Annotated in this window: 21 protein-coding genes and 1 other RNA gene; 12 read left to right on the plus strand and 10 right to left on the minus strand. The window is 62.5% G+C overall.

Annotation, left to right across the window (positions count from 1 at the left end; genetic code table 11):
- Positions 1-137 precede the first annotated feature (137 nt).
- On the minus strand, positions 138-962 hold the full coding sequence (locus tag QM996_RS14255) for a TIGR00282 family metallophosphoesterase (protein ID WP_500268034.1): 825 nt from the start codon (positions 960-962) through the stop codon (positions 138-140).
- A gap of 213 nt (positions 963-1,175) precedes the next feature.
- Complete coding sequence (locus tag QM996_RS14260; protein WP_500268035.1) at positions 1,176-1,748, minus strand: 5-formyltetrahydrofolate cyclo-ligase; 573 nt, start codon at positions 1,746-1,748, stop codon at positions 1,176-1,178.
- A 361-nt stretch (positions 1,749-2,109) separates the two neighbouring features.
- On the opposite strand from QM996_RS14260, the gene QM996_RS14265 reads away from it, so the two are divergent.
- Entirely contained in the window at positions 2,110-2,319 is a 210-nt protein-coding gene (locus QM996_RS14265; RefSeq protein WP_173520432.1) for a helix-turn-helix domain-containing protein, read from the plus strand.
- A gap of 23 nt (positions 2,320-2,342) precedes the next feature.
- Here the strand turns inward: QM996_RS14265 and QM996_RS14270 are convergent, their stop codons facing one another.
- Positions 2,343-2,567 carry a hypothetical protein gene (locus QM996_RS14270; protein WP_500268036.1) on the minus strand — a complete coding sequence of 75 codons (225 nt, stop codon included), beginning with the start codon at positions 2,565-2,567 and terminating at the stop codon, positions 2,343-2,345.
- Between the two features lie 112 nt (positions 2,568-2,679).
- On the opposite strand from QM996_RS14270, the gene QM996_RS14275 reads away from it, so the two are divergent.
- On the plus strand, positions 2,680-3,549 hold the full coding sequence (locus tag QM996_RS14275; RefSeq protein WP_500268037.1) for a LysR family transcriptional regulator: 870 nt from the start codon (positions 2,680-2,682) through the stop codon (positions 3,547-3,549).
- A 22-nt stretch (positions 3,550-3,571) separates the two neighbouring features.
- Here the strand turns inward: QM996_RS14275 and ssrS are convergent.
- The 3 genes from ssrS to QM996_RS14290 form a co-directional block, all read right to left on the minus strand.
- Positions 3,572-3,730, minus strand: a non-coding RNA gene (gene ssrS / locus QM996_RS14280) — 6S RNA.
- Positions 3,731-3,784: 54 nt separating this feature from the next.
- Positions 3,785-4,162, minus strand: coding sequence for a cell division protein ZapA (locus tag QM996_RS14285; RefSeq protein ID WP_500268038.1), 378 nt, complete (start codon positions 4,160-4,162; stop codon positions 3,785-3,787).
- A gap of 11 nt (positions 4,163-4,173) precedes the next feature.
- The gene (locus tag QM996_RS14290; RefSeq protein WP_065375262.1) at positions 4,174-4,443 is read right to left on the minus strand and encodes a DUF4164 domain-containing protein; all 270 of its coding nucleotides are present in this window, start codon (positions 4,441-4,443) and stop codon (positions 4,174-4,176) included.
- Between the two features lie 339 nt (positions 4,444-4,782).
- On the opposite strand from QM996_RS14290, the gene tkt reads away from it, so the two are divergent.
- The 5 genes from tkt (at position 4,783) to QM996_RS14315 (ending at position 10,911) form a co-directional block, all read left to right on the plus strand.
- Positions 4,783-6,765, plus strand: coding sequence for a transketolase family protein (gene tkt, locus QM996_RS14295; protein ID WP_500268039.1), 1,983 nt, complete (start codon positions 4,783-4,785; stop codon positions 6,763-6,765).
- A 75-nt stretch (positions 6,766-6,840) separates the two neighbouring features.
- Positions 6,841-7,851 (plus strand): type I glyceraldehyde-3-phosphate dehydrogenase, encoded by a 1,011-nt coding sequence (gap, locus tag QM996_RS14300; protein ID WP_500268040.1) that lies wholly within the window; start codon positions 6,841-6,843, stop codon positions 7,849-7,851.
- Between the two features lie 5 nt (positions 7,852-7,856).
- The gene (locus QM996_RS14305; RefSeq protein ID WP_500268041.1) at positions 7,857-8,447 is read left to right on the plus strand and encodes a putative glycolipid-binding domain-containing protein; all 591 of its coding nucleotides are present in this window, start codon (positions 7,857-7,859) and stop codon (positions 8,445-8,447) included.
- Complete coding sequence (locus tag QM996_RS14310; RefSeq protein WP_500268042.1) at positions 8,447-9,643, plus strand: phosphoglycerate kinase; 1,197 nt, start codon at positions 8,447-8,449, stop codon at positions 9,641-9,643. The genes QM996_RS14305 and QM996_RS14310 overlap by 1 nt, the downstream gene beginning before the upstream one ends.
- A 242-nt stretch (positions 9,644-9,885) precedes the next feature.
- Positions 9,886-10,911 carry a fructose-bisphosphate aldolase gene (locus tag QM996_RS14315; RefSeq protein ID WP_500268043.1) on the plus strand — a complete coding sequence of 342 codons (1,026 nt, stop codon included), beginning with the start codon at positions 9,886-9,888 and terminating at the stop codon, positions 10,909-10,911.
- A 104-nt stretch (positions 10,912-11,015) separates the two neighbouring features.
- Here the strand turns inward: QM996_RS14315 and QM996_RS14320 are convergent, their stop codons facing one another.
- Positions 11,016-11,372, minus strand: a complete 357-nt coding sequence (locus tag QM996_RS14320; RefSeq protein ID WP_500268044.1) for a hypothetical protein — start codon at positions 11,370-11,372, stop codon at positions 11,016-11,018.
- 222 nt (positions 11,373-11,594) lie between these two features.
- Here QM996_RS14320 and QM996_RS14325 point away from each other — a divergent pair, with 222 nt between their 5' ends.
- The gene (locus QM996_RS14325) at positions 11,595-12,530 is read left to right on the plus strand and encodes a PhzF family phenazine biosynthesis protein (protein ID WP_500268045.1); all 936 of its coding nucleotides are present in this window, start codon (positions 11,595-11,597) and stop codon (positions 12,528-12,530) included.
- Between the two features lie 19 nt (positions 12,531-12,549).
- Here the strand turns inward: QM996_RS14325 and QM996_RS14330 are convergent, their stop codons facing one another.
- On the minus strand, positions 12,550-13,101 hold the full coding sequence (locus QM996_RS14330; protein WP_500268046.1) for a TetR/AcrR family transcriptional regulator: 552 nt from the start codon (positions 13,099-13,101) through the stop codon (positions 12,550-12,552).
- Between the two features lie 104 nt (positions 13,102-13,205).
- On the opposite strand from QM996_RS14330, the gene QM996_RS14335 reads away from it, so the two are divergent.
- Positions 13,206-14,720 (plus strand): MFS transporter, encoded by a 1,515-nt coding sequence (locus QM996_RS14335; protein WP_500268047.1) that lies wholly within the window; start codon positions 13,206-13,208, stop codon positions 14,718-14,720.
- Positions 14,721-14,750: 30 nt separating this feature from the next.
- Here the strand turns inward: QM996_RS14335 and QM996_RS14340 are convergent, their stop codons facing one another.
- Positions 14,751-16,688 (minus strand): tetratricopeptide repeat protein, encoded by a 1,938-nt coding sequence (locus QM996_RS14340; protein ID WP_500268048.1) that lies wholly within the window; start codon positions 16,686-16,688, stop codon positions 14,751-14,753.
- A 111-nt stretch (positions 16,689-16,799) separates the two neighbouring features.
- Positions 16,800-16,955: a hypothetical protein gene (locus QM996_RS14345; RefSeq protein WP_173520420.1), complete on the minus strand. Its 156-nt coding sequence runs from the start codon at positions 16,953-16,955 to the stop codon at positions 16,800-16,802.
- Between the two features lie 285 nt (positions 16,956-17,240).
- Between QM996_RS14345 and QM996_RS14350 the strand changes: the two genes are divergently transcribed.
- From QM996_RS14350 to rcdA, 3 genes are all read left to right on the plus strand, one after another.
- Positions 17,241-18,542 carry an MFS transporter gene (locus QM996_RS14350; RefSeq protein ID WP_500270318.1) on the plus strand — a complete coding sequence of 434 codons (1,302 nt, stop codon included), beginning with the start codon at positions 17,241-17,243 and terminating at the stop codon, positions 18,540-18,542.
- Entirely contained in the window at positions 18,529-18,717 is a 189-nt protein-coding gene (locus QM996_RS14355) for a DUF1192 domain-containing protein (protein WP_500268049.1), read from the plus strand. Before QM996_RS14350 ends, QM996_RS14355 begins: the two co-directional genes overlap by 14 nt.
- A gap of 355 nt (positions 18,718-19,072) precedes the next feature.
- Positions 19,073-19,591, plus strand: coding sequence for a protease adaptor protein RcdA (gene rcdA / locus QM996_RS14360; RefSeq protein ID WP_173520417.1), 519 nt, complete (start codon positions 19,073-19,075; stop codon positions 19,589-19,591).
- The last annotated feature ends 66 nt before the right edge of the window (positions 19,592-19,657 follow it).

The following is a 19,657-nucleotide window of genomic DNA, read 5'->3' on the forward strand; positions in this document are numbered from 1 at the left end:
CGTGACTTCGCGATAACCTGCCATCATTTGATGGGGTTGTCACCTTGAAAAAGATCAATTCCCGGAAGGCGATAACAGGCAGGGCGCGCCTCAACCAGAAGCGCGTTCGACCAGCCGGAATTGCTGCCGGCTTCGCCCTAGGACCAGAAATCCGGGATCGTCTCGGCCAACCGCGCGCCGAGGCGCAGCGGCGCGATCTTTTCGGCAAGCCCGGTGCGGTCGGAGATTTCGACGCCGAGGCCGCAGATGGTCGCGGGGCCGGAAGCGGCCTCAAAACGCCCCTTCGGCATTTTCGAGATGAAGCGGTTGAGCGGCTCTTCCTTGTCCATACCGAGCGAGGAATCGTAGTCGCCGCACATGCCGGCGTCGCTCATATAGGCCGTACCGCCATTCAGGATCTGGTGGTCCGCGGTCGGCACGTGCGTATGCGTGCCGACCACGAGGCTGGCGCGGCCATCGACGAAGTGGCCGAAACATTGCTTCTCGCTGGTCGCCTCCGCATGGAAGTCGAAGACGATCGCATCCGCCTGCTCGCCGAGCGGGCAGGCATCGAGGATCGCCTCTGCCGACTTGAAGGGATCATCGAGCTCCGGATGCATGAAGACGCGGCCCATGATATTGGCCACCAGCACGCGGGCGCCGTTGCGGGCGAAGAACAGATTGGAGCCACGACCCGGCGTGCCGGCCGGATAGTTGGCCGGGCGCAGGAACTGGTCGTGCCGCTCGCAGAACACGACCGCCTCCTTCTGGTCCCAGACGTGATTGCCCGTCGTCACGACATCGGCGCCGGCATTGATCGTCTCGAGAAAAATGTCTTCGGTGATGCCAAAACCGCCGGCGGCGTTCTCACCGTTGACGATGACGAAATCAAGCTTGAGGTCACCGATCAGTCCCGGAAGCCGCTCCCAGACCGCCGTACGGCCCGTCTTGCCCACCATATCTCCCAGAAACAGAAGCCTCATGCTCGCTCAAATCCCACCAGGTCAGCCCCGGGGCAAGCGCTTCAGCGATTGTGGCGTCCGGAACTGCGTAAAACAAAGAGATAGAGCGTCTACACGATCCCGACCGCGCAGGAAACGCCTTAGATGAAATGCGGGAAAACCGTGAAATGGCCTGTTGCTTCGACCTTTGCGATTTCAACGCGTTAGGTCATCCCACGATCTCGGCGATATGTCTCAGAAATGCCGAAATCCGCTCTCCGTGAGCACGGCGTCCAACGCGACGTCGTGCGGTTCGGCCGGAATGGATGCCACTTCCTGGCAGTCGAAGGCGATGCCGATCAGCTTCGGCAGGTGACCCTTGTTGCGCAACCGGTCGATGGCGCGGTCGTAATAGCCGGCGCCATAGCCGATGCGATGGCCGGTCGCATCGAACGCGGAAAGCGGTACGAGCATGATATCCGGATCGACTTCCGGCGCCTCCGGACCGGGCCCCGTGGTGCCGAAGCCCGTGGCGATGACATCGGCACCGTCGAGCAATTCGCGGAAAATGATCGTCTGCTTGTCCACGATCGCGGGCAGGCAGAGCCGGGCGCCGCGTTGTTTCAGCCGCGCCATTAGCGGCCGGATGTCGACCTCGGAGCGGATCGGCCAGAAGCCGGCGACGATGTGTCCGGGATCGATCGCGATGACGTCGCCGGCGTGATCGGCCATGGTCAGGCTCGCTTCGATCCGCATCTCCGGCGACATCGCATCGCGCAATGCCAGCTTCTCCTTGCGCAGTGCTGCCTTCAAATCCCTCGGTGACATTCAAATCCTCGCCTGCAAACCTTCCGCCCGCCATCGTCGCCGGAGAAAATCACTTCCCGAAATGGCACAAGTCCGTCATCTGTTGCCGATTCCCGGGCCGGCTACCAGCCTGTTTACGCGATTGCGCCTTTCGCTCACCCACCGGCATCGCCGCATTTGCAGCAGTTTGCGACAATCATGTCACCCCCTTCCCGGTTCGGCACAGCATTAGCTTTCCATTCATCATGGGCAAGGGTTCCGCTTTCACGAAACGTGGCGCGCGTGCAAATAAGGTCACGATTTCAAATAATTAGCAGGAACTAATGCCCGTGTTCGATGTATGGACGCGCTCCTGCAGGCAGCAGTGGAAAAGCCGACGTCCATGAAGGACCAGATGAGCGAACTCGACCCGTTGGAACTGCGTTGCCTGACGCTTGCCGCACGCGGCCGCACGCGCCAGGACATGATGCGCGAGACCGACATTCCGCTCGATCGGATCGACCGGGCACTAACCGATGCCATGCGCAAGTTGCAGGCGAGCAATCTCGCCGAAGCGGTGTTTCGCGCCGCCAGGCTCGATCTCATCTCGTAATCCCCGAGCGGCGCGCAGATCGCTCAGAGCAGCCAGTGCGACCGGTAGACGGCATCCCTCGGCAGCGGTCGCATATGCACCATATCGACTGCCTCTTGATAGATCCCCGCATCGCGCAGGAGCGCCGGCCTACCCGACGGAATGGTCACCGATGCCGCGGGAAACAGAAGTTCGCAAGACCATTGCACCGCTCGGCGGCGGAATGCGATGGAGGTTTCGGAAAAGGCAAAGACGGCAAGCACGCTCATCGGGAATGACCCTGCGCAAAGTGATCGGATCAGCGATCTTCGCCCTCGCATTGACATCTGACAAACGAATTGCAAGCATGGCTACCATCAGAATTTCTGATGGATTAAGGCCATGTCCCTTGCGCTCGACAGCGATTTGCTCCGGACCTTTCTTGCGGTCGTCGACGCCGGCAATGTCACACGTGCCGCCAATATCGTCGGACGCACGCAGTCCGCCGTCAGCATGCAGATCAAGAAACTCGAGGACATGCTCGGCGACGCGCTGTTCGAGCGCCACTCGCGCGGCGTCGTGCTGACGCCGCAGGGATTGCGATTGCTCGACAATGCGAGACGCATCGTCACCCTGCTCGACGACACCGCCGCTGCGATGCGCCAACCCGCTCTCGACGGCGCGGTCCGGATCGGCATACCCGAGGAATACATCAACTCCACCCTGCCGAAAGCGCTCGGAACCTTCGCCGCCATCCATCCCGGCGTCGAGGTGACCGTTCAGCAGGGTGCTTCGATGACCAACGTCGCAGCCCTGGAAGCCGGCGAACTCGATCTCGCAGTCGTCTTCGAGCCCGGCGGGCGCACGAAGAACGAAGTCCTGATGATGGACCCGACCGTCTGGGTAACCTCCGAACAACACCGCACCGACGAGCGGCGACCGCTGCCGATCGCCACCTATACCTATCTGGAAGGCGGTTGGTGCGACGACCTCGCCCAGCGCAATCTCAGGAAATGCCGCCTGGAAAGCCGTGTGGCCTATGTCAGCCGCACGAGCGGCGGCATGATGGCAGCGGTGGTGTCGGGGCTTGCCATTGCCCCGCTCGCCCGCAGCAGCATTCCGGCCGGGTGCCGCGAACTGACGGTCGACGACGGCTATGAGGTGATCGACCACTCGAACGTCGTATTGCGGATATCGAAAGCGGGAAACGGCAAGGACCGTATCGTCGAGGCCATGGCCGACGCCATTCGCCGGGCCTTTGCCGGAGAATGAAAAGTCACCCGAAGGGGAGAAAGTGCGATCCACGACGACCGATGGAGAGTTTACGATCCCGGGTGCCTACTAAGTAGGTGGGCGCCGTATGTCCGAACCCACAGGCTCGGCCAGGGACAGCTCCCTTGAGATCGTGTATGGCCCCGGGGATTGTGGTTCCTGTCGGGAAGCGCAGACCGCGGTCGATATATAAAGTGTCTCGCGGCTTCGCGCCAGAGGCTTGCCACCGAAACCTTTAGCTTGCCGGTGTCGTGGCGCGGCCGTTCAGCTTGGCGGCAATGCTGTGAATCTGAGCGGTGACTTCGCTGAGCGCCGAGGCCAGCGCCTCCTCGCTCTTCATCTGGTCGGAAAGTGCTGCATCGCGACCATGCGTCAGATTGCCGACCTCGGCCTCGAGACTCTTCAGCCGGCGATTGACCTCGCTGAGTTCGTCCATGACCATGATGCCCGCCATGACGGTGAGGCGCAGATCGCCGATCTCGCCGAACTGGCTCTTGAGGTGCCCGACATACTGATCGAAGTTGGTGGCAAGCTCGATCAGATGATCTTCCTGCCCTTCCTCGCAGGCCATCCGATAGGCCTTGCCGTCGATCGATACTGTCACCTGCGCCATGTCGCTTATTCCTAGCGGTCGAGCACCGCCCGAATGGTTTCCATCGCCGTCACGAGGCGACGGGAAACCTCGCGGTTGACCTCCTCGAGCCGATTTGCCCGGAACTGCGACTGATCGAGCTCCTGTGCAAGCCGCGAGCGGTCGGTGTTAACGCGCCGCACCTCGCTCTCGAACTCGCCGAAGTCCCGTTCCCTGTCAAACCGACCGTCGATCGCATTCTCCAGGGATTGCACTGCGTTCCGCAGTTCATCGATCGCCGCTTTGACAGTCTTTGCCGGCATGTGTTCCGAATACCTCGCCCGTGAGGCCGAATCGCCCGAATCCCGTCCGCCGCTTCGGCTCGATCTTTTTTAAACCTATTACGCAAGTCTCAACAATGCCAAGCTCCGCAAACAACTACGGAAGCTGTGGATGGATTACGTAGCCGGCTTTCTTCAACGGCAGTGCGAAAGCTCTGTTGCATTGCGAGACAAGGAGCGGAACGACCTGTCGTCAAATGGCCGCGGAAGGCCCGTATTTATTGACTCGCACGGCGCACCTGCTATGTGTCAGCCGCTTCTTGCGCGGTCTTTGGAGGATAGAGACCGTTCCCTGACCACCGAACGCAAAACGGAACAGTCATGATCTCTCGCGAAAAACACGACCGGATGGCAAATGCGATCCGTTTCCTTTCCATGGATGCCGTCGAGAAGGCAAATTCCGGCCACCCCGGCCTGCCCATGGGCGCAGCCGACATAGCGACAGTCCTCTTTACGCGCTATCTGAGCTTTGACCCCAAGAACCCCTCCTGGCCGAACCGCGACCGCTTCGTGCTGTCGGCCGGCCATGGCTCGATGCTGCTCTATTCGCTGCTCTATTTGACGGGCTACGAAGACATCACCATCGACGAGATCAAGAATTTCCGCCAGCTCGGTGCCCGCACCGCCGGCCACCCGGAATACGGCCATGCCGCCGGCATCGAGACGACCACCGGTCCGCTCGGCCAGGGCATTGCCAATGCCGTCGGCATGGCGATCGCCGAGCGCAAGCTGCGCGACGAATTCGGCTCTGACCTGATGGAGCACTATACCTATGTGCTCGCCGGTGACGGCTGCCTTATGGAAGGCATCAGCCAGGAAGCGATTTCGCTCGCCGGCCACCTGAAGCTCAACAAGCTGATCGTCTTCTGGGACGACAACAACATCTCGATCGACGGTCCGATCTCGATCGCCGACTCGACCGACCAGCACGCCCGCTTCCGCGCCTGCAACTGGAACACCATCACCGTCGATGGCCATGATCCGGATGCGATCGCCGCCGCGATCGAGCAGGCCCAGAAGTCCGACAAGCCGACGATGATCGCGGCTAAGACGACGATCGGCTTTGGCGCACCGAACAAGGCCGGTACCCACAAGGTCCACGGCTCGCCGCTCGGCGCCGAGGAAATCGCCGCCACCCGCAAGGCGCTCGGCTGGGAAGCCGAAGCCTTCGTCGTTCCCTCCGACGTGCTCGACGCCTGGCGTCTGGCCGGCCTGCGTTCGACCAAGGCGCGCAAGGAATGGGAAGAGCGCCTCGAAACGAGCGAGGCCGAGAAGAAGGCCCAGTTCGTCCGCCGCTTCTCCGGCGAGCTCGAAGGCCGTCTCGCCTCCGCCATCGACGACTACAAGAAGAAGCTCGCGGAAACCAAGCCATCGCCGGCAACCCGCAAGGCTTCCGAGGACGCACTCGAAGTCATCAACGGCGTTCTCGCCGAAACCATCGGCGGCTCGGCCGACCTGACCGGCTCGAACAACACCAAGACGAGCCAGACCAAGTCGATCACGCCTGACGATTTCTCCGGCCGCTATATCCATTACGGCGTGCGCGAGCACGGCATGGCCGCTGCCATGAACGGCATGGCGCTGCATGGCGGCGTCATCCCCTATTCCGGCGGCTTCCTGATCTTCTCGGATTATTGCCGTCCGTCGATCCGCCTCGCCGCGCTGATGGGCATCCGAGTCATCCACGTGCTGACGCATGACTCGATCGGCCTCGGCGAAGACGGCCCGACCCACCAGCCCGTCGAGCACATGGCCGCACTGCGCGCCATCCCGAACCTCCTGATGTTCCGCCCGGCCGACGCCACGGAAACGGCGGAATGCTGGCAGCTCGCGCTCGAAAGCCACAACCGTCCGTCCGGCATCGCACTCACCCGTCAGAACCTGATGGCTGTGCGCACCGAGTATGAGGAAGAAAACCTCTGCGCCCGCGGCGCCTACGACCTGATCTCGGCCGCCGATGCCAAGGTCACGATCTTCGCCACCGGCTCGGAAGTCGAGATCGCCGTCAAGGCCTGCCAGGCGCTGACCGCCAAGGGCATTTCCACCCGCGTCGTCTCCGTTCCCTGCTTCGAGCTCTTCGCCGAGCAGAGCGAAGACTACCAGCAGGCGATCATCGGCAACTCGCCGGTCAAGATCGCCGTCGAGGCCGGCATCCGTCAGGGTTGGGATCACTTCATCGGCAGCGACGGCGCCTTCATCGGCATGTCGTCCTTCGGTGCCTCCGGTCCCTACAAGGACCTTTACAAGCACTTCGGCATCACGCCCGAGGCGGTGGTCGCCGCTGCGGAAGCGAAACTCGCCTGATCAAGTTGCGGGGCGCGCCGAAGGGCGCGCCCCGCTTTTTTCGTACCACGTCATCCAGACAGGGAGAGACCCGACATGACAGTAAAAGTCGCCATCAACGGTTTTGGCCGCATCGGTCGCAACGTGCTCCGCGCGATCGTCGAATCCGGCCGCACCGACATCGAAGTCGTTGCGATCAACGATCTCGGCCCCGTTGAAACCAACGCTCACCTGCTGCGCTATGACTCGATCCACGGCCGCTTCCCGGCCGAGGTCAAGGTCGAGGGCGACACGATCACCGTCGGCGGCGGCAAGCCGATCAAGGTCACGGCGATCAAGGATCCGGCAACGCTTCCGCACAAGGAACTCGGCGTCGACATCGCGATGGAATGCACCGGCATCTTCACCGCGCGCGACAAGGCTGCAGCACATCTCACCGCCGGCGCCAAGCGCGTCATCGTTTCGGCTCCGGCCGACGGCGCTGACCTGACGGTCGTCTACGGCGTCAACCATGACCAGCTGACCAAGGATCACCTGGTCATCTCCAACGCTTCGTGCACGACGAACTGCCTGGTTCCGGTCGTCAAGGTTCTGAACGACGTCGTCGGCATCGACCACGGCTTCATGACCACGATCCACTCCTACACCAATGACCAGCCGTCGCTCGACCAGATGCACAAGGATCTCTACCGCGCCCGCGCTGCGGCACTGTCGATGATCCCGACCTCGACCGGCGCCGCCAAGGCCGTCGGCCTGGTTCTGCCGGAACTGAAGGGCAAGCTCGACGGCACGTCGATCCGCGTCCCGACCCCGAACGTCTCGGTTGTCGACTTCAAGTTCGTCGCCAAACGCAACACCTCGGTCGAGGAAATCACCAACGCCATCAAGGCTGCCGCGAACGGCGCGCTGAAGGGCGTCCTCGGCTACACGGAAGAGCCGCTCGTTTCGCGCGACTTCAACCATGACAGCCACTCCTCGATCTTCGCGATCGACCAGACCAAGGTGATCGAAGGCAACTTCGTGCGTATCCTCACCTGGTACGACAACGAGTGGGGCTTCTCGAACCGCATGGCCGACACAGCCGTCGCCTTCGCCAAGCTCATCTAACGCAGATGTTTCGCGCCCTATCTTCAAAGACGGTCCGCTGGCGTCCGCTTGAAGGAGAAGGGCTCGAACACCTGACGCTGACATCAACCGATACTGCTGACGGCGCGGTCATCCGCGCCGTTGGCGTTCTCATCGGTAACCGCGGCGGTACGCCCTACGGCGTGCGCTACCGGATCGATTGCGACGAGACGTGGCTGGTTCGGAAATTCATGGTCGACACGACCGATGGCCGTAGCCTGCATCTGCGCTCGGACGTTCCGGGCCAATGGATGACGGCGCGAGGCGCGGCCCTGCCCGAGTTCGACGGCTGCATCGATATCGACCTTGCCGGAACACCCTTCACCAACACGCTTCCGATCCGACGCCTCGGGCTCGACCGCCGTTCCGGCACCGCCAGGCTGAAGATGCTCTACGTGCCGTTCGACACGTTCGAGCCCGTCGTCGACGGCCAGCACTACACCTGCCTCGATGATTTCAGGCTCTACCGCTACGAGGCCGAGGACCGCAGCTTTGCCGCGGACCTGCCCGTGGACGAGGATGGCCTCGTCGTCGACTATCCCACCCTTTTCCAGAGACTATCACCGGAGACTATCTGATGACTTTCAAGACCCTCGACGATCTGACCGACATCGCCGGCAAGCGCGTGCTGGTGCGCGTCGATCTCAACGTGCCGGTCAAGGACGGCGTGGTGACGGACGCGACCCGCATCGAACGCGTGGCGCCGACCATCCGCGAACTGTCCGAGAAGGGCGCCAAGGTCATCCTGCTCGCCCACTTCGGCCGCCCGAAGGGTGAGCCTGTCGCCGACATGTCGCTGAACACGATCGCGCCGGCGGTCGAAGACGTGCTCGACCAACGCGTTCACTTCGCGGCCGACTGCATCGGCGACAAAGCGAAGAACGCGATTGCCGAAATGAGCGACGGCGACGTGCTGCTGCTCGAAAACACCCGCTTCCACAAGGGCGAGGAAAAGAACGAGCCGGCCTTCGTCGAAGCGCTTGCCGCCAACGGCGATATCTACGTCAACGACGCATTCTCTGCCGCCCACCGCGCCCATGCCTCGACCGAAGGTCTCGCCCGTCACTTGCCGGCCTATGCCGGCCGCACCATGCAGGCCGAACTCGAAGCGCTGGAAAAGGGCCTCGGCCAACCGAAGCGTCCGGTCGTCGCGATTGTCGGTGGCGCCAAGGTCTCGACCAAGATCGACCTCCTGCAGAACTTGGTGACCAAGGTCGACGCACTCGTCATCGGCGGCGGCATGGCCAACACCTTCGTCGCCGCCAAGGGCGTCAATGTCGGCAAGTCGCTGTGCGAGCATGACCTCGCCGACACCGCCAAGGCGATCATTGCCGCCGCCGACAAGGCCGGCTGCGCCATCGTGCTGCCGGAAGACGGCGTCGTCGCCCGCGAGTTCAAGGCTGGCGCCGACAACGAAGTGGTCGACATCAACGCCATCCCGGCCGATGCCATGGTCCTCGACGTCGGTCCGAAGTCGATCGCCGCCGTCAACGACTGGATCTCCAAGGCCGAAACACTCGTCTGGAACGGCCCGCTCGGCGCCTTCGAAATCGCCCCCTTCGACAAGGCGACGGTCGCGGTTGCCAAGCATGCGGCTGCCCGCACCCGCCAGGGATCTCTGGTCTCGGTTGCCGGCGGCGGCGACACCGTCGCGGCGCTGAACCATGCCGAAGTCGCCGACGATTTCAGCTATGTCTCGACCGCCGGCGGCGCATTCCTGGAATGGATGGAAGGCAAGCCGCTCCCGGGCGTCGACATCCTCAAGCAGAAGTAAGCCACGCAACCGGCGCGTGGGCCATTCTCACGCGCCGGCAATCAAGAAAAAACCTTATTTATTCAATCGATTAAAAAATTTTAAATCGTTTTAGTCGATTTTCTTGCCATTTTCCTGGACAATTTCACCTGTTACTCGCGCCCTTGTTTGGAGCGTGGCGGCTGCGTGCGCGCCGTCGGTCCCGAAAGTGTTTCAGTACCTCGCCTGATCCATGGTGATCGGCGCTGTCTAGGGAGAAAAACATGAGCGAAAGACTGGAAGACATCGCAATTTCCATGGTCGCCAACGGCCGCGGGCTGCTCGCCGCCGATGAATCCACGGCGACGATCAAGAAACGTTTCGACACGATCGGCCTCGAATCCACCGAGACCTCCAGGCGGGACTATCGCGAGATGCTGCTGCGCGCCAACGAGGCGATGCGCAAGTACATTTCCGGCGTCATCCTCTATGAGGAAACCCTGTTCCAGCATGCGGTCGACGGTACGCCGCTTGTCGACATCATCCGCGCCGCCGGCTCTATCCCCGGCATCAAGGTCGATGCCGGCGCCAAGCCGATGACCAACTTCCCGGCCGAGACAATCACCGAGGGTCTCGACGGCCTCGCCCAACGGCTGACGAGATATTACGAGGCGGGTGCGCGCTTCGCAAAGTGGCGCGGCGTGATCTCCATCTCCGATACATTGCCGAGCGCCGGTGCCGTTCGCGCCAACGCCCATGCGCTCGCCCGCTATGCCGCCCTTTGCCAGGACGCCGGCATCGTGCCGATCGTCGAGCCGGAGGTGCTGATGGACGGTGCGCCGGGCGACCACTCGATCGATCGCGCGGAACATGTGACGGAGTGGACGCTGCGCACCACCTTCGAAGAACTGGCCGCGATGCGCGTCAAGCTCGAGGGCATGATCCTGAAGCCCAGCATGGTGATCGACGGCAAGAAGGCGCGCAAGGCTTCGGTCGCCGAAGTGGCCGAACGCACGATCAAGGTGCTGAAGCGTACCGTGCCTTCGGCCGTTCCTGGCATTGCCTTCCTCTCCGGCGGCCAATCGACGGAAGAGGCAACCGCCCATCTTTCGGCGATGAACGCCACCCGCGACCTGCCGTGGAAACTCACCTTCTCCTATGGCCGCGCGCTGCAGCAGGAGGCGCTCAACGCCTGGCACGGCAAGGCCGACAATATTGGTGCCGGCCAGCGCGCCTTCTCGCACCGCGCCGAGATGTGCAGCCTCGCAGCCAAGGGCGCCTGGAAGAAGGGTCTCGAGAAAGCCGCATAGGCACATGGTCGAGAAATGAGAAACCGAGGGGCCGCAAGTCGGCCCCTTTTCTTTTTGGACTTTCTGCGGCTCGCAGGCCGCCCATCGACGAAACAATACGAACCCTAACCACGGATAACCCAAGCGCCCAGCACAAGCAGGAGAAGCGACGGTCCCAGTAACATTCCGCCGAAGAGCAAAGCCGCTTTTTGCACTTCCCTGCCGGATCGAAGTCGCCGCCCAATCTCGTCGGGCACGACAACGCTCGGGGCCCCGGCTGCGGCTGCCCTTTCCCTGATGGCGGCTGCCTCTCTCTCGGCTTTCCAGCCGTCGGTGATCACGACCCAACCTTTGACAAAGATGGAGCCACCATCTGTCACGTCTCTCTGCCGTCCTTCAAATTCCACATAGACGACCAGCGTCAGCACCCAAAGTGCAGACGCAATCAGCCACAATCGAAAGAGGCCGCGTCGGATATTCATCTGTGTGCCCAGCCTATGCGCCAAGGATAGCACAGCAGTCGGCTTGTGCCGCTTGGGGCTTGGACGAAAAACGGCCAGTGAGCTTACCAGTTTGAATATAAACGGTTATTTCGTTTTGTGAGCTCCAAGAATATTGTCACCGGAACAAGTTGGCGCCTTTGACCGGCGCGAACGCTGGCTTAAGTCTTGGCTTCGCCGCCAACCCCAGAGAAAGCCGGTGCCATGACCTCCGCCGCTTCGCCGCAATCCATCGCTTATGTCACTGTCGACGTCTTTACCGCCGAACGTTTCGCCGGCAACCAGCTCGCGGTCATCCCGGACGCACGGGGCCTGAGCGACCGGCAGATGCAGGCGATCGCGACCGAGTTCGGCTATTCCGAAGTCACCTTCGTGTTGCCGCCGCGCGACCCCGCCAATACGGCCGAGGTCCGAATCTTCACGCCGACGATGGAGATCCCCTTTGCCGGCCACCCGAATGTCGGCACCGCCTTCGTGCTCGGTCGACAGAAGGAAATCTTCGGCCGTGTGCCCGACGGCATCCTGCGCTTCGAGGAAAAGGCGGGGCTTGTCGAGGCAACGCTGTCGTGGGAGAAGGGCGAGGTCACCGGCGCAAGCATCGTCGTGCCGCGCAGCCTGACGGCCGGCCCGGAAATCGACGTTGGCACGGTGGCTGCCTGCGCATCGCTCCCGTCAGAAGCCATCAGCGCAAGCACCCATACGCCGATCCGCCTTTCCGTCGGCTTGCCCTTTGCGGTCGCGGAAGTCACTGATATCGCAACACTTTCGACCGCGCGGCCGAACGTCACTGCGTTCCAGGCGGCCAATGCCCGCTACAAGCCGGAAGAAGACAGCTTCAGCCTGTTCCTTTACGTTCGCTCGGCAGAGGCGCCGTGGCAGATCAGGGCTCGCATGTTCGCGCCACTCGACAACGTCAACGAGGATCCCGCAACCGGCAGCGCCTCCGCAGCGCTCTCTGCCCATCTCGTATCGCTACTGCCGGATGAGGATATCGATATCGAGATCACCATCGAGCAGGGCGTCGAGATGGGCCGGCGCAGCCTCATCGGGGCGAGCGTCCGCAAGCAGGGCGGCGTCGTTCGTCAGGTCAGCCTTTCCGGCACTTGCGTCAGCGCCATGCGCGGGCTGATCGACCTCTAGCGCTTTCCCTCGCAGACCTTTAGGCGTCACCCGGCTCGGGCAATAGCGTCAGAATATCGGCGAACATATCCCGCCATTCGGCGTCGTCCATCTCGACGAAGCCGAAACCGCGCAGCAGGAAGACGCCTTCGGTGGCGAGGAAGGCGAGGCGCGCCCGGCGCCCCTCCTCCGTCGTGAGGTCGATGCCATCGAGACGGGCGCGGTACCAGGCGCGGTTCTTCGCCATATGCTCTTCCCGCTGCAGAAGTGCCGCCATCATGCCCGATGTCCGGGCGTTGTCGGCCGTGTTCATCCGGGCAGTTACCGAGGCATGGGCGCGCATTGCCTTCACCGGGTCGGGGTCCTCGCCGCCCTCCGCCGCGACCGCGGTGTCGAACTCGTTGAACCAGCGCTCCATCATCGCGTCGATCAGACCGTCCTTGTTGCCGAAGCAATATTGCACGCCGCCCTTGGTGATACCGGCCGCCTTGGCGACGGCATCGATCGTCAGGCCCGCGGCGCCGACGGCGTTCACGATCGCCTCCGCAGCATCCAGAACCTTGTCACGATCGATTGTTCGACGTCGCCCCATCTTGACTTCCTATTTCAAATCCATACGTACGTATTTAAATATTGACCCTGACGTTAACAAGACCTGGCCGCCAATTCCCTGTGGGCGGCCACCCGAGGTGTACCATGCTTCCGCAAAATCGCTGGCTCATTCTGGCCATCGTATCGAGCGCACTCCTTTTGATCGTCGTCGACATGACGGTGCTCTATACCGCCCTTCCCCGCCTGACCCATGACCTCGGCGCGAGCGCATCGGAGAAGCTCTGGATCGTCAACGCCTATGCCCTCGTCGTTGCCGGCCTCCTGCCCGGCCTCGGCACGCTCGGCGACCGGCTCGGCCACAAGAAGCCCTTCATCGTCGGCCTGGCCGTCTTCGGCGTCGCTTCGCTGGTCGCTGCCTATGCGCCCACCCCTACGGTCCTGATCGGCGCCCGCGTTCTGCTTGCGGTCGGCGCCGCGCTGATGATGCCGGCAACGCTGTCGATCATCCGTCTCACCTTCACCGACGAACGCGAACGGGCGCTCGCAATCGGCGTATGGGCCGCGATCGCCTCCGGAGGGGCTGCGATCGGCCCGGTTCTCGGCGGTTTCCTGCTCGAATATTTCTGGTGGGGTTCGGTCTTCCTGATCAACGTGCCGATCGTCGCCATTGCCCTCATGCTCGGCATCGTCGTGCTGCCGAACAGCCCCGGCAATCCCAGACATCCGTGGGATGCGCTCGGTTCGTTCCAGATCATGGTGGGCCTTGTTGGTCTTGCCTATGCCGTCAAGGAAACGAGCAAGCGCGAGCCGTCGCTGGAAGCTGGCCTCGCCGCGGCCGTGATCGGTGCTATCGCACTCGTCGTCTTCGTCCGCCGCCAGCGCCGAAGCCTGCATCCGCTGATCGATTTCAGCCTCTTCCGAAACGGAGCGTTTTCTTCCGGCGTGGCGTCGGCACTGGTGGCGTCGGCCTCCATCGTCGGCATCGAGCTTGTCCTGAGTCAGCAGTTGCAGCTTGGTGAAGGCTTTTCGCCGCTCGAAGCCGGCTTCTTCATTCTGCCGATCCCGCTCGCCGCCTTCGTCGCCGGCCCGCTGACCGGCACGCTGCTTCCGCGTCTCGGAGCGGAAGTGGTGCTGCGCTCCGGACTGCTCCTCGCGGCCGCCGGTCTCGCAGCTTACTTGCTGCTTCACGACATCGGCACGCTTGCCCAGATCGTCAGTCTCGTCGTTCTCGGCCTCGGGATCGGCGCCTCGATGACGGCCGCCTCCAGCGCCATCATGTTCAACGCCCCGCCCGAGCGGGCAGGCATGGCGGCATCGATCGAGGAGGTCTCGTTCGAACTCGGCGGCGCTATCGGCATTGCCGTGCTCGGCAGCGTGATGTCGGTCGTCTACACCGCCTTCCTCGTCCTGCCGGAAGGTGCCGCAATCTCGCCGATCGCACGCGACAGCCTGGACGAAGCCTTGATCCTCGCCGAGGAGCTGCCGCCGGAACTGGCGGGCGAACTGGTGACGCGCGCCCGGCTTGCCTTCGAACAGGCCTTCACCACGGTGGTGATCGTTGCGACAGCCATGATGTTTGTCACCGGCTCGGCCATCTGGTGGCTGACGGGCGGCCGCAGCAGCGCCCCGGCGGGATCGCGCCAGGCAAGCCACCACTGAACTGAAAGCGACCGCCGGCCCCTCCGGCGGTCAGCGCAACCCCGCCTCACATTTCGCGATCGCCTCGAGCATCGCCTGGAAGCGCACGTGGTGGCGCACCGCATCCAGATCGGAATCCTGCTTGAACCAAAGCAGCTGATAGCACGAGCTTTGCGGCAGCAGGGTCTCAAGAAGATCGAGCGCCGCATCGATGTCGCCGAGAATGGAATAGACGCAGGCGGTATTGTACCGCGCGACCACGTCGTCGGGGTCGATCGCCAGCGCGCGCGCCGCCCATTCCCGTGCCCGATCCGCCTCGCCCATATGGGCAAGTGCCAGTGCGCCGCGATGTGCCGGGCCGGAGTTTTCCGGGTTGAGTTCCAGCGCCCGCTCCGCTCGCGAAATGCCGATCTTCGCCCATTGCGCGCGTTCGGCGTCCCGGCCGAGCGAACGGTAGGCGCTCATCAGGTGGATCGGCGACAGATAATCGTCCGGCCTGATGTCCGCTGCGCGCTTGAAGAACTGGATCGCCGTTTCGAAGGCGCCCTGCATGAACAGGAAGCGGGCATAGTGGAAGTTCGCCTCGTACAGGCTGGGGTCCAAGGTCAGCGCCCGTTCGAACTCGGCGACCGCCTCTTCATCCTGGCCGTCCTGATGCAGGACCAGGCCGCGGGAGGCATGCGCCTCCGCCAGGTTCGGATCGAGCTCCAGTGCTCTCGCTGTGGTGGAAAGAATACTGTCCAGAGGGAACTCGTCCTCATGCCAGTCGCGCAGCGCCGACTCGCAATCGGCGATGCCGGCATAGGCGCGGGCAAAGTCGGGATCGAGTTCCACCGCCTTCAGGAACATGCGCCGGGCGAGCAGCAGATAGGACCGAGTCCAGGCATGCGAGAACTGCCGGCCGCGCAGATAGTAGGTATAGGCCTCCACGCTCGTGGTCGGGTCGCTTTCGATCGCACGCCGCTCCGCCGGCAGCAGCTTGATCCTGAGCTGATCGACGATGGAATGGGTGATCTCGTCCTGGATGGCGAAGATATCGGTCAGGTCCCGGTCGTAGCGGTCGGCCCACAGATGCGTGCCGGTCAAGGCGTCGATGAGCTGGCCGGTGATCCGAACCCGCGAGCCGGCCTTGCGCACGCTGCCTTCGAGGATGTAGCGGACGCCGAGCTCCTGCGCGACCTGCTTCACCTTCACCGACCGCCCCTTGTAGGTGAACACCGTGTTGCGGGCGACGACATGCAGCTTCGAAATCTTCGAGAGATCCGTGATGATGTCTTCGGTGATGCCGTCGGAGAAATACTCCTGCTCGGGATCATGGCTCATATTGGTGAAGGGGAGTACCCCGACCGATAGCCCGTAGCCGTCATCGAGCACGATGGGCCCGACCTCGCTTGGCGCCGCCGCAACCTTCGTCGGCGCACCGAGCGCCACCGAATAGACGTGAACGCCGGCGGCAATGTTCTTCAGCGCGTGTTCGCCCCTGTCGATGAAGCCGATGTCCAGGCGTGAACCGACATGGTCGCGCACGGATGCGGAGACAGCGATGCCGGATGGTTCCGCCAGACCTTCGAGCCGGGCGGCGACATTGACGCCGTCACCGAATATATCGCCGTCCTCGACGATGATATCGCCGAGATGCACGCCGATACGCAACTCGATGCGTTTCAGCGGCGGCACGCTTTCATTGCGGATGAGCATGCCGCGCTGAATATCGACGGCACAGGCAACCGCGTTCACGACGCTCGCGAACTCGACGAGAATGCCGTCGCCGGTCAATTTGACGATGCGCCCCTTGTGACGGTTGATCTTGGGATCGACGAGCTCGTTCTTGTGCCGTTTCATCGCGGCCAGCGTGCCGGTCTCGTCAGCCCCGATCAGGCGGCTGTAGCCCACGACATCGGCGGCGAGAATGGCAGCGAGACGGCGTTCCAAGAAACCCTCGAATTCACTTCCCGAATGAAAGAGGTAATCTAGCGCGTTATTCCCCATCTGTCCTGCGCCCTTTTGTAGTTGTAACGAATATACGTACAACCCAATAGCATCGGGCGATCGGCCCCGAAGTTTCCAAGGAAACGGGTCTTTAGCGGCGAAATGGCCCGGCTAAGGCCGGATCAAGACGGTCACCATCATCATGACGATGGCGAAGACAGCGATCTTCCAGAAGTCCCGGCGGCGGCGCAGACCCGGGATGCCGAGCGGCCACAGAAGCTGGATGGCCATTGCCAGCAGCAGGATAAGGGCGAGCGCCTTCTGCATGTTGCCCTCGTGTTCCGGGAGGCTGCCTTAGCCGGCGAAGCCATCGCAACACCGGCATCGTTCGTCGCACGGAGCAGCGCCTTCCCCCAAGGACTAGCGATACGTCGTGCACGGCAAAAAGGGCTAGTGTTTCCGCGGACGATTTGCAATGACCGGTCTCCTTCAATCGTCTCCGACTGAAGGGAAAAACATGCGGCAACTCGAAGCGTCGCTAAGAGAAACCGGCTGGCAATTCACCAGGCATCGCCCTAACTTGCTGACGGCAGAACGAATTTCGGATGGATGATGAGAAAGAACCTGCTCCCGGTCGCCGCCCTCCTGCTCGGTACCTTGTTTCTCTTTCTGGGCAATGGCCTCCAGGGCTTGCTTCTTCCCGTGCGTGGTACCGCCGAAGGCTATCCGACAACCATTCTTGGCCTGATCGGCACCTCCTGGGCCGCCGGCTTCGTTCTCGGCTGCTTCTTCGCACCGAATGTCGTCAAGCGCATCGGCCATGTGCGCGCCTTCAGCGTCTTTGCTTCGCTGATCGCCATCGTCGCGCTGCTGACCGGCATCATGATCAACCCGACCTGGTGGCTGATCCTGCGCGCGCTTACCGGCTTCTCCACCGCCGGCACGTCGATGATCATCGAAAGCTGGCTGAACGAGCGCGCCACCAATGAAAGCCGCGGCGTCATCTTCTCGCTCTATATCGCCATCACGCTCTTCGGCGTCGTCGGCGGCCAGATGATGATCCCCTTCGGCGACACCTTGACCAGCTTCTTCTTCATGATCTGCGGCATCCTCTATTGCCTCGCCATGCTGCCGACTCTTCTGTCCAAGGCCGCCTCGCCGCAACCATTGAAGCAGGTCCGCCTCGACCTGCGCGCGCTTTATCGCAACTCGCCGGTGTCCTTCCTCGGCATCCTTCTCGTCGGCATCGCCAACGGTGCCTTCGGCACGCTCGGCGCCGTCTTCGGGCGACAGGCCGGCCTTTCCGACAGCACGGTTGCGGCCATGATGAGCGTGGCGATCTTCGCGGGCGCGGTGATGCAGCTCCCGGCCGGCCGCCTCTCGGACCGCATCGACCGCCGCTATGTTCTGGCAGCACTTGCGGGCGTCGGCGCCTTCGCCGGACTGCTCATCTTCCTGATCGAGCCGAGCCAAGTCTGGATCGTGCTGACGTTGATCGCGATCTATGGTGCTGCCGCCAACGCGCTCTATCCGATCGCCGTTTCCCACGCCAACGACTTTGCGACCGCCGAAGACTTCGTGAAGGTCTCCGGTGGCCTGTTGCTGCTCTACGGCGTCGGCACCATCATCGGCCCGACGATCGGCGGCCCGGTCATGACGGCGGCCGGCCCGTACGGCCTGTTCATGATTACCGCCTGTGCCCACATTTTGATCACAGCCTATGCCATCATTCGCAGCCGGATGCGCGCGCCCGTGCCGGTCTCCGACCGCGATGCCTTCTCGCCGGTCAATGCCGGTGCGCCGACGACGCCGGAGAGCCTGCAGCTTTCGCCGCGCGCTGCCCCGTTCGAGGAAGCGCGTAGCGAACCGGACAACAACCAGAGATGGGAGGATCAGACCGATGAACCTGTTTGACGATGACCGACCACAGAAGAAGGTGGTGCACGAAATCGGCAGCGACCTTTCCTTGCTTTCAGTCGATGAACTCACCCAGCGCATCACCCTGTTGACGGAGGAAATCGCCCGGCTCGAAGCCGAGCGGACGCGCAAATCCGCAAGCCGCTCCGCTGCCGAGAGCCTGTTCCGCTGAACCGTTACCGCAGCGGCCGCAGCGCAGCAAAACGAAGTGCGTTTAACGGCGCATTAAGCATTATCTGCGATTGTCAGGGCATCCGGAGCTTTCCGGTTTCAGACAATTTCTCCGACTGGCGAACGGGTCTGATTTTTCTCCCTGTTTTACCTTGAGAGCCGCTTTCCGCGGCTCTTTTTTTATTTTGGCATAGCTTTCGCTAAAGAACTGTGGAGATTAACCCTTTCTTAAGAATACCCTTGCGCGAAATGCGCTATCGGATCATTCTTCGAGCATAGAGACGGGCAAGGATTTATTTCCTATAACCGTCCGCTACCTGACTGTCGTGATGCGTTTGAACCAGGGAAAACAGGTCATGTCCGAGAGAGGATTGAATACGGTCAGTTTCGCGGGACACGCGGCGTCCTCGGCACAATTCAAGACACTCTATTCGGAAGGCATGGGTCTGGTCGAGGAAACGGCCACCTATCTCGACGGCCCTGGCCGCGCCGCCTCGAAGGTTCTGCCACGCATGGCATCGGTTCTCTATGCGGCCGAGTCCATGCGGCTTACCACCCGCCTGATGCAGATGGCTTCGTGGCTGCTTTTGCAGCGCGCCGTCAACAACGGTGAGATGAGCCGCGACCAGGTGATGTCGGAAAAGAGCAAGGTGCGCCTCGACAGCTTCAACGTCGATCGCTCCGCCCCCGGCTGGGCCGAACTGCCGGAATCCTTCCGCGACCTGATCGAGCGCTCGTTGCGCCTGCAGAACCGCGTCGCCCTGCTCGACCGCGAAATCTATCGCCCGCACGAAGCCGCCGCCATCGTTCCGGACAACCAGAACGGCGTCAAGGCGCAGATCAAGCTGCTGCAGACGGCCTTCGGCACCAACTGACAGCCCTTCTCCTCAGCCTGCGGAAAACGAACCCGGCTCTGGCCGGGTTTTTGTTTTGCATCGTTG

Source organism: Sinorhizobium chiapasense (assembly GCF_045277575.1).
Classification (GTDB): Bacteria; Pseudomonadota; Alphaproteobacteria; order Rhizobiales; family Rhizobiaceae; genus Ensifer; species Ensifer chiapasense_A.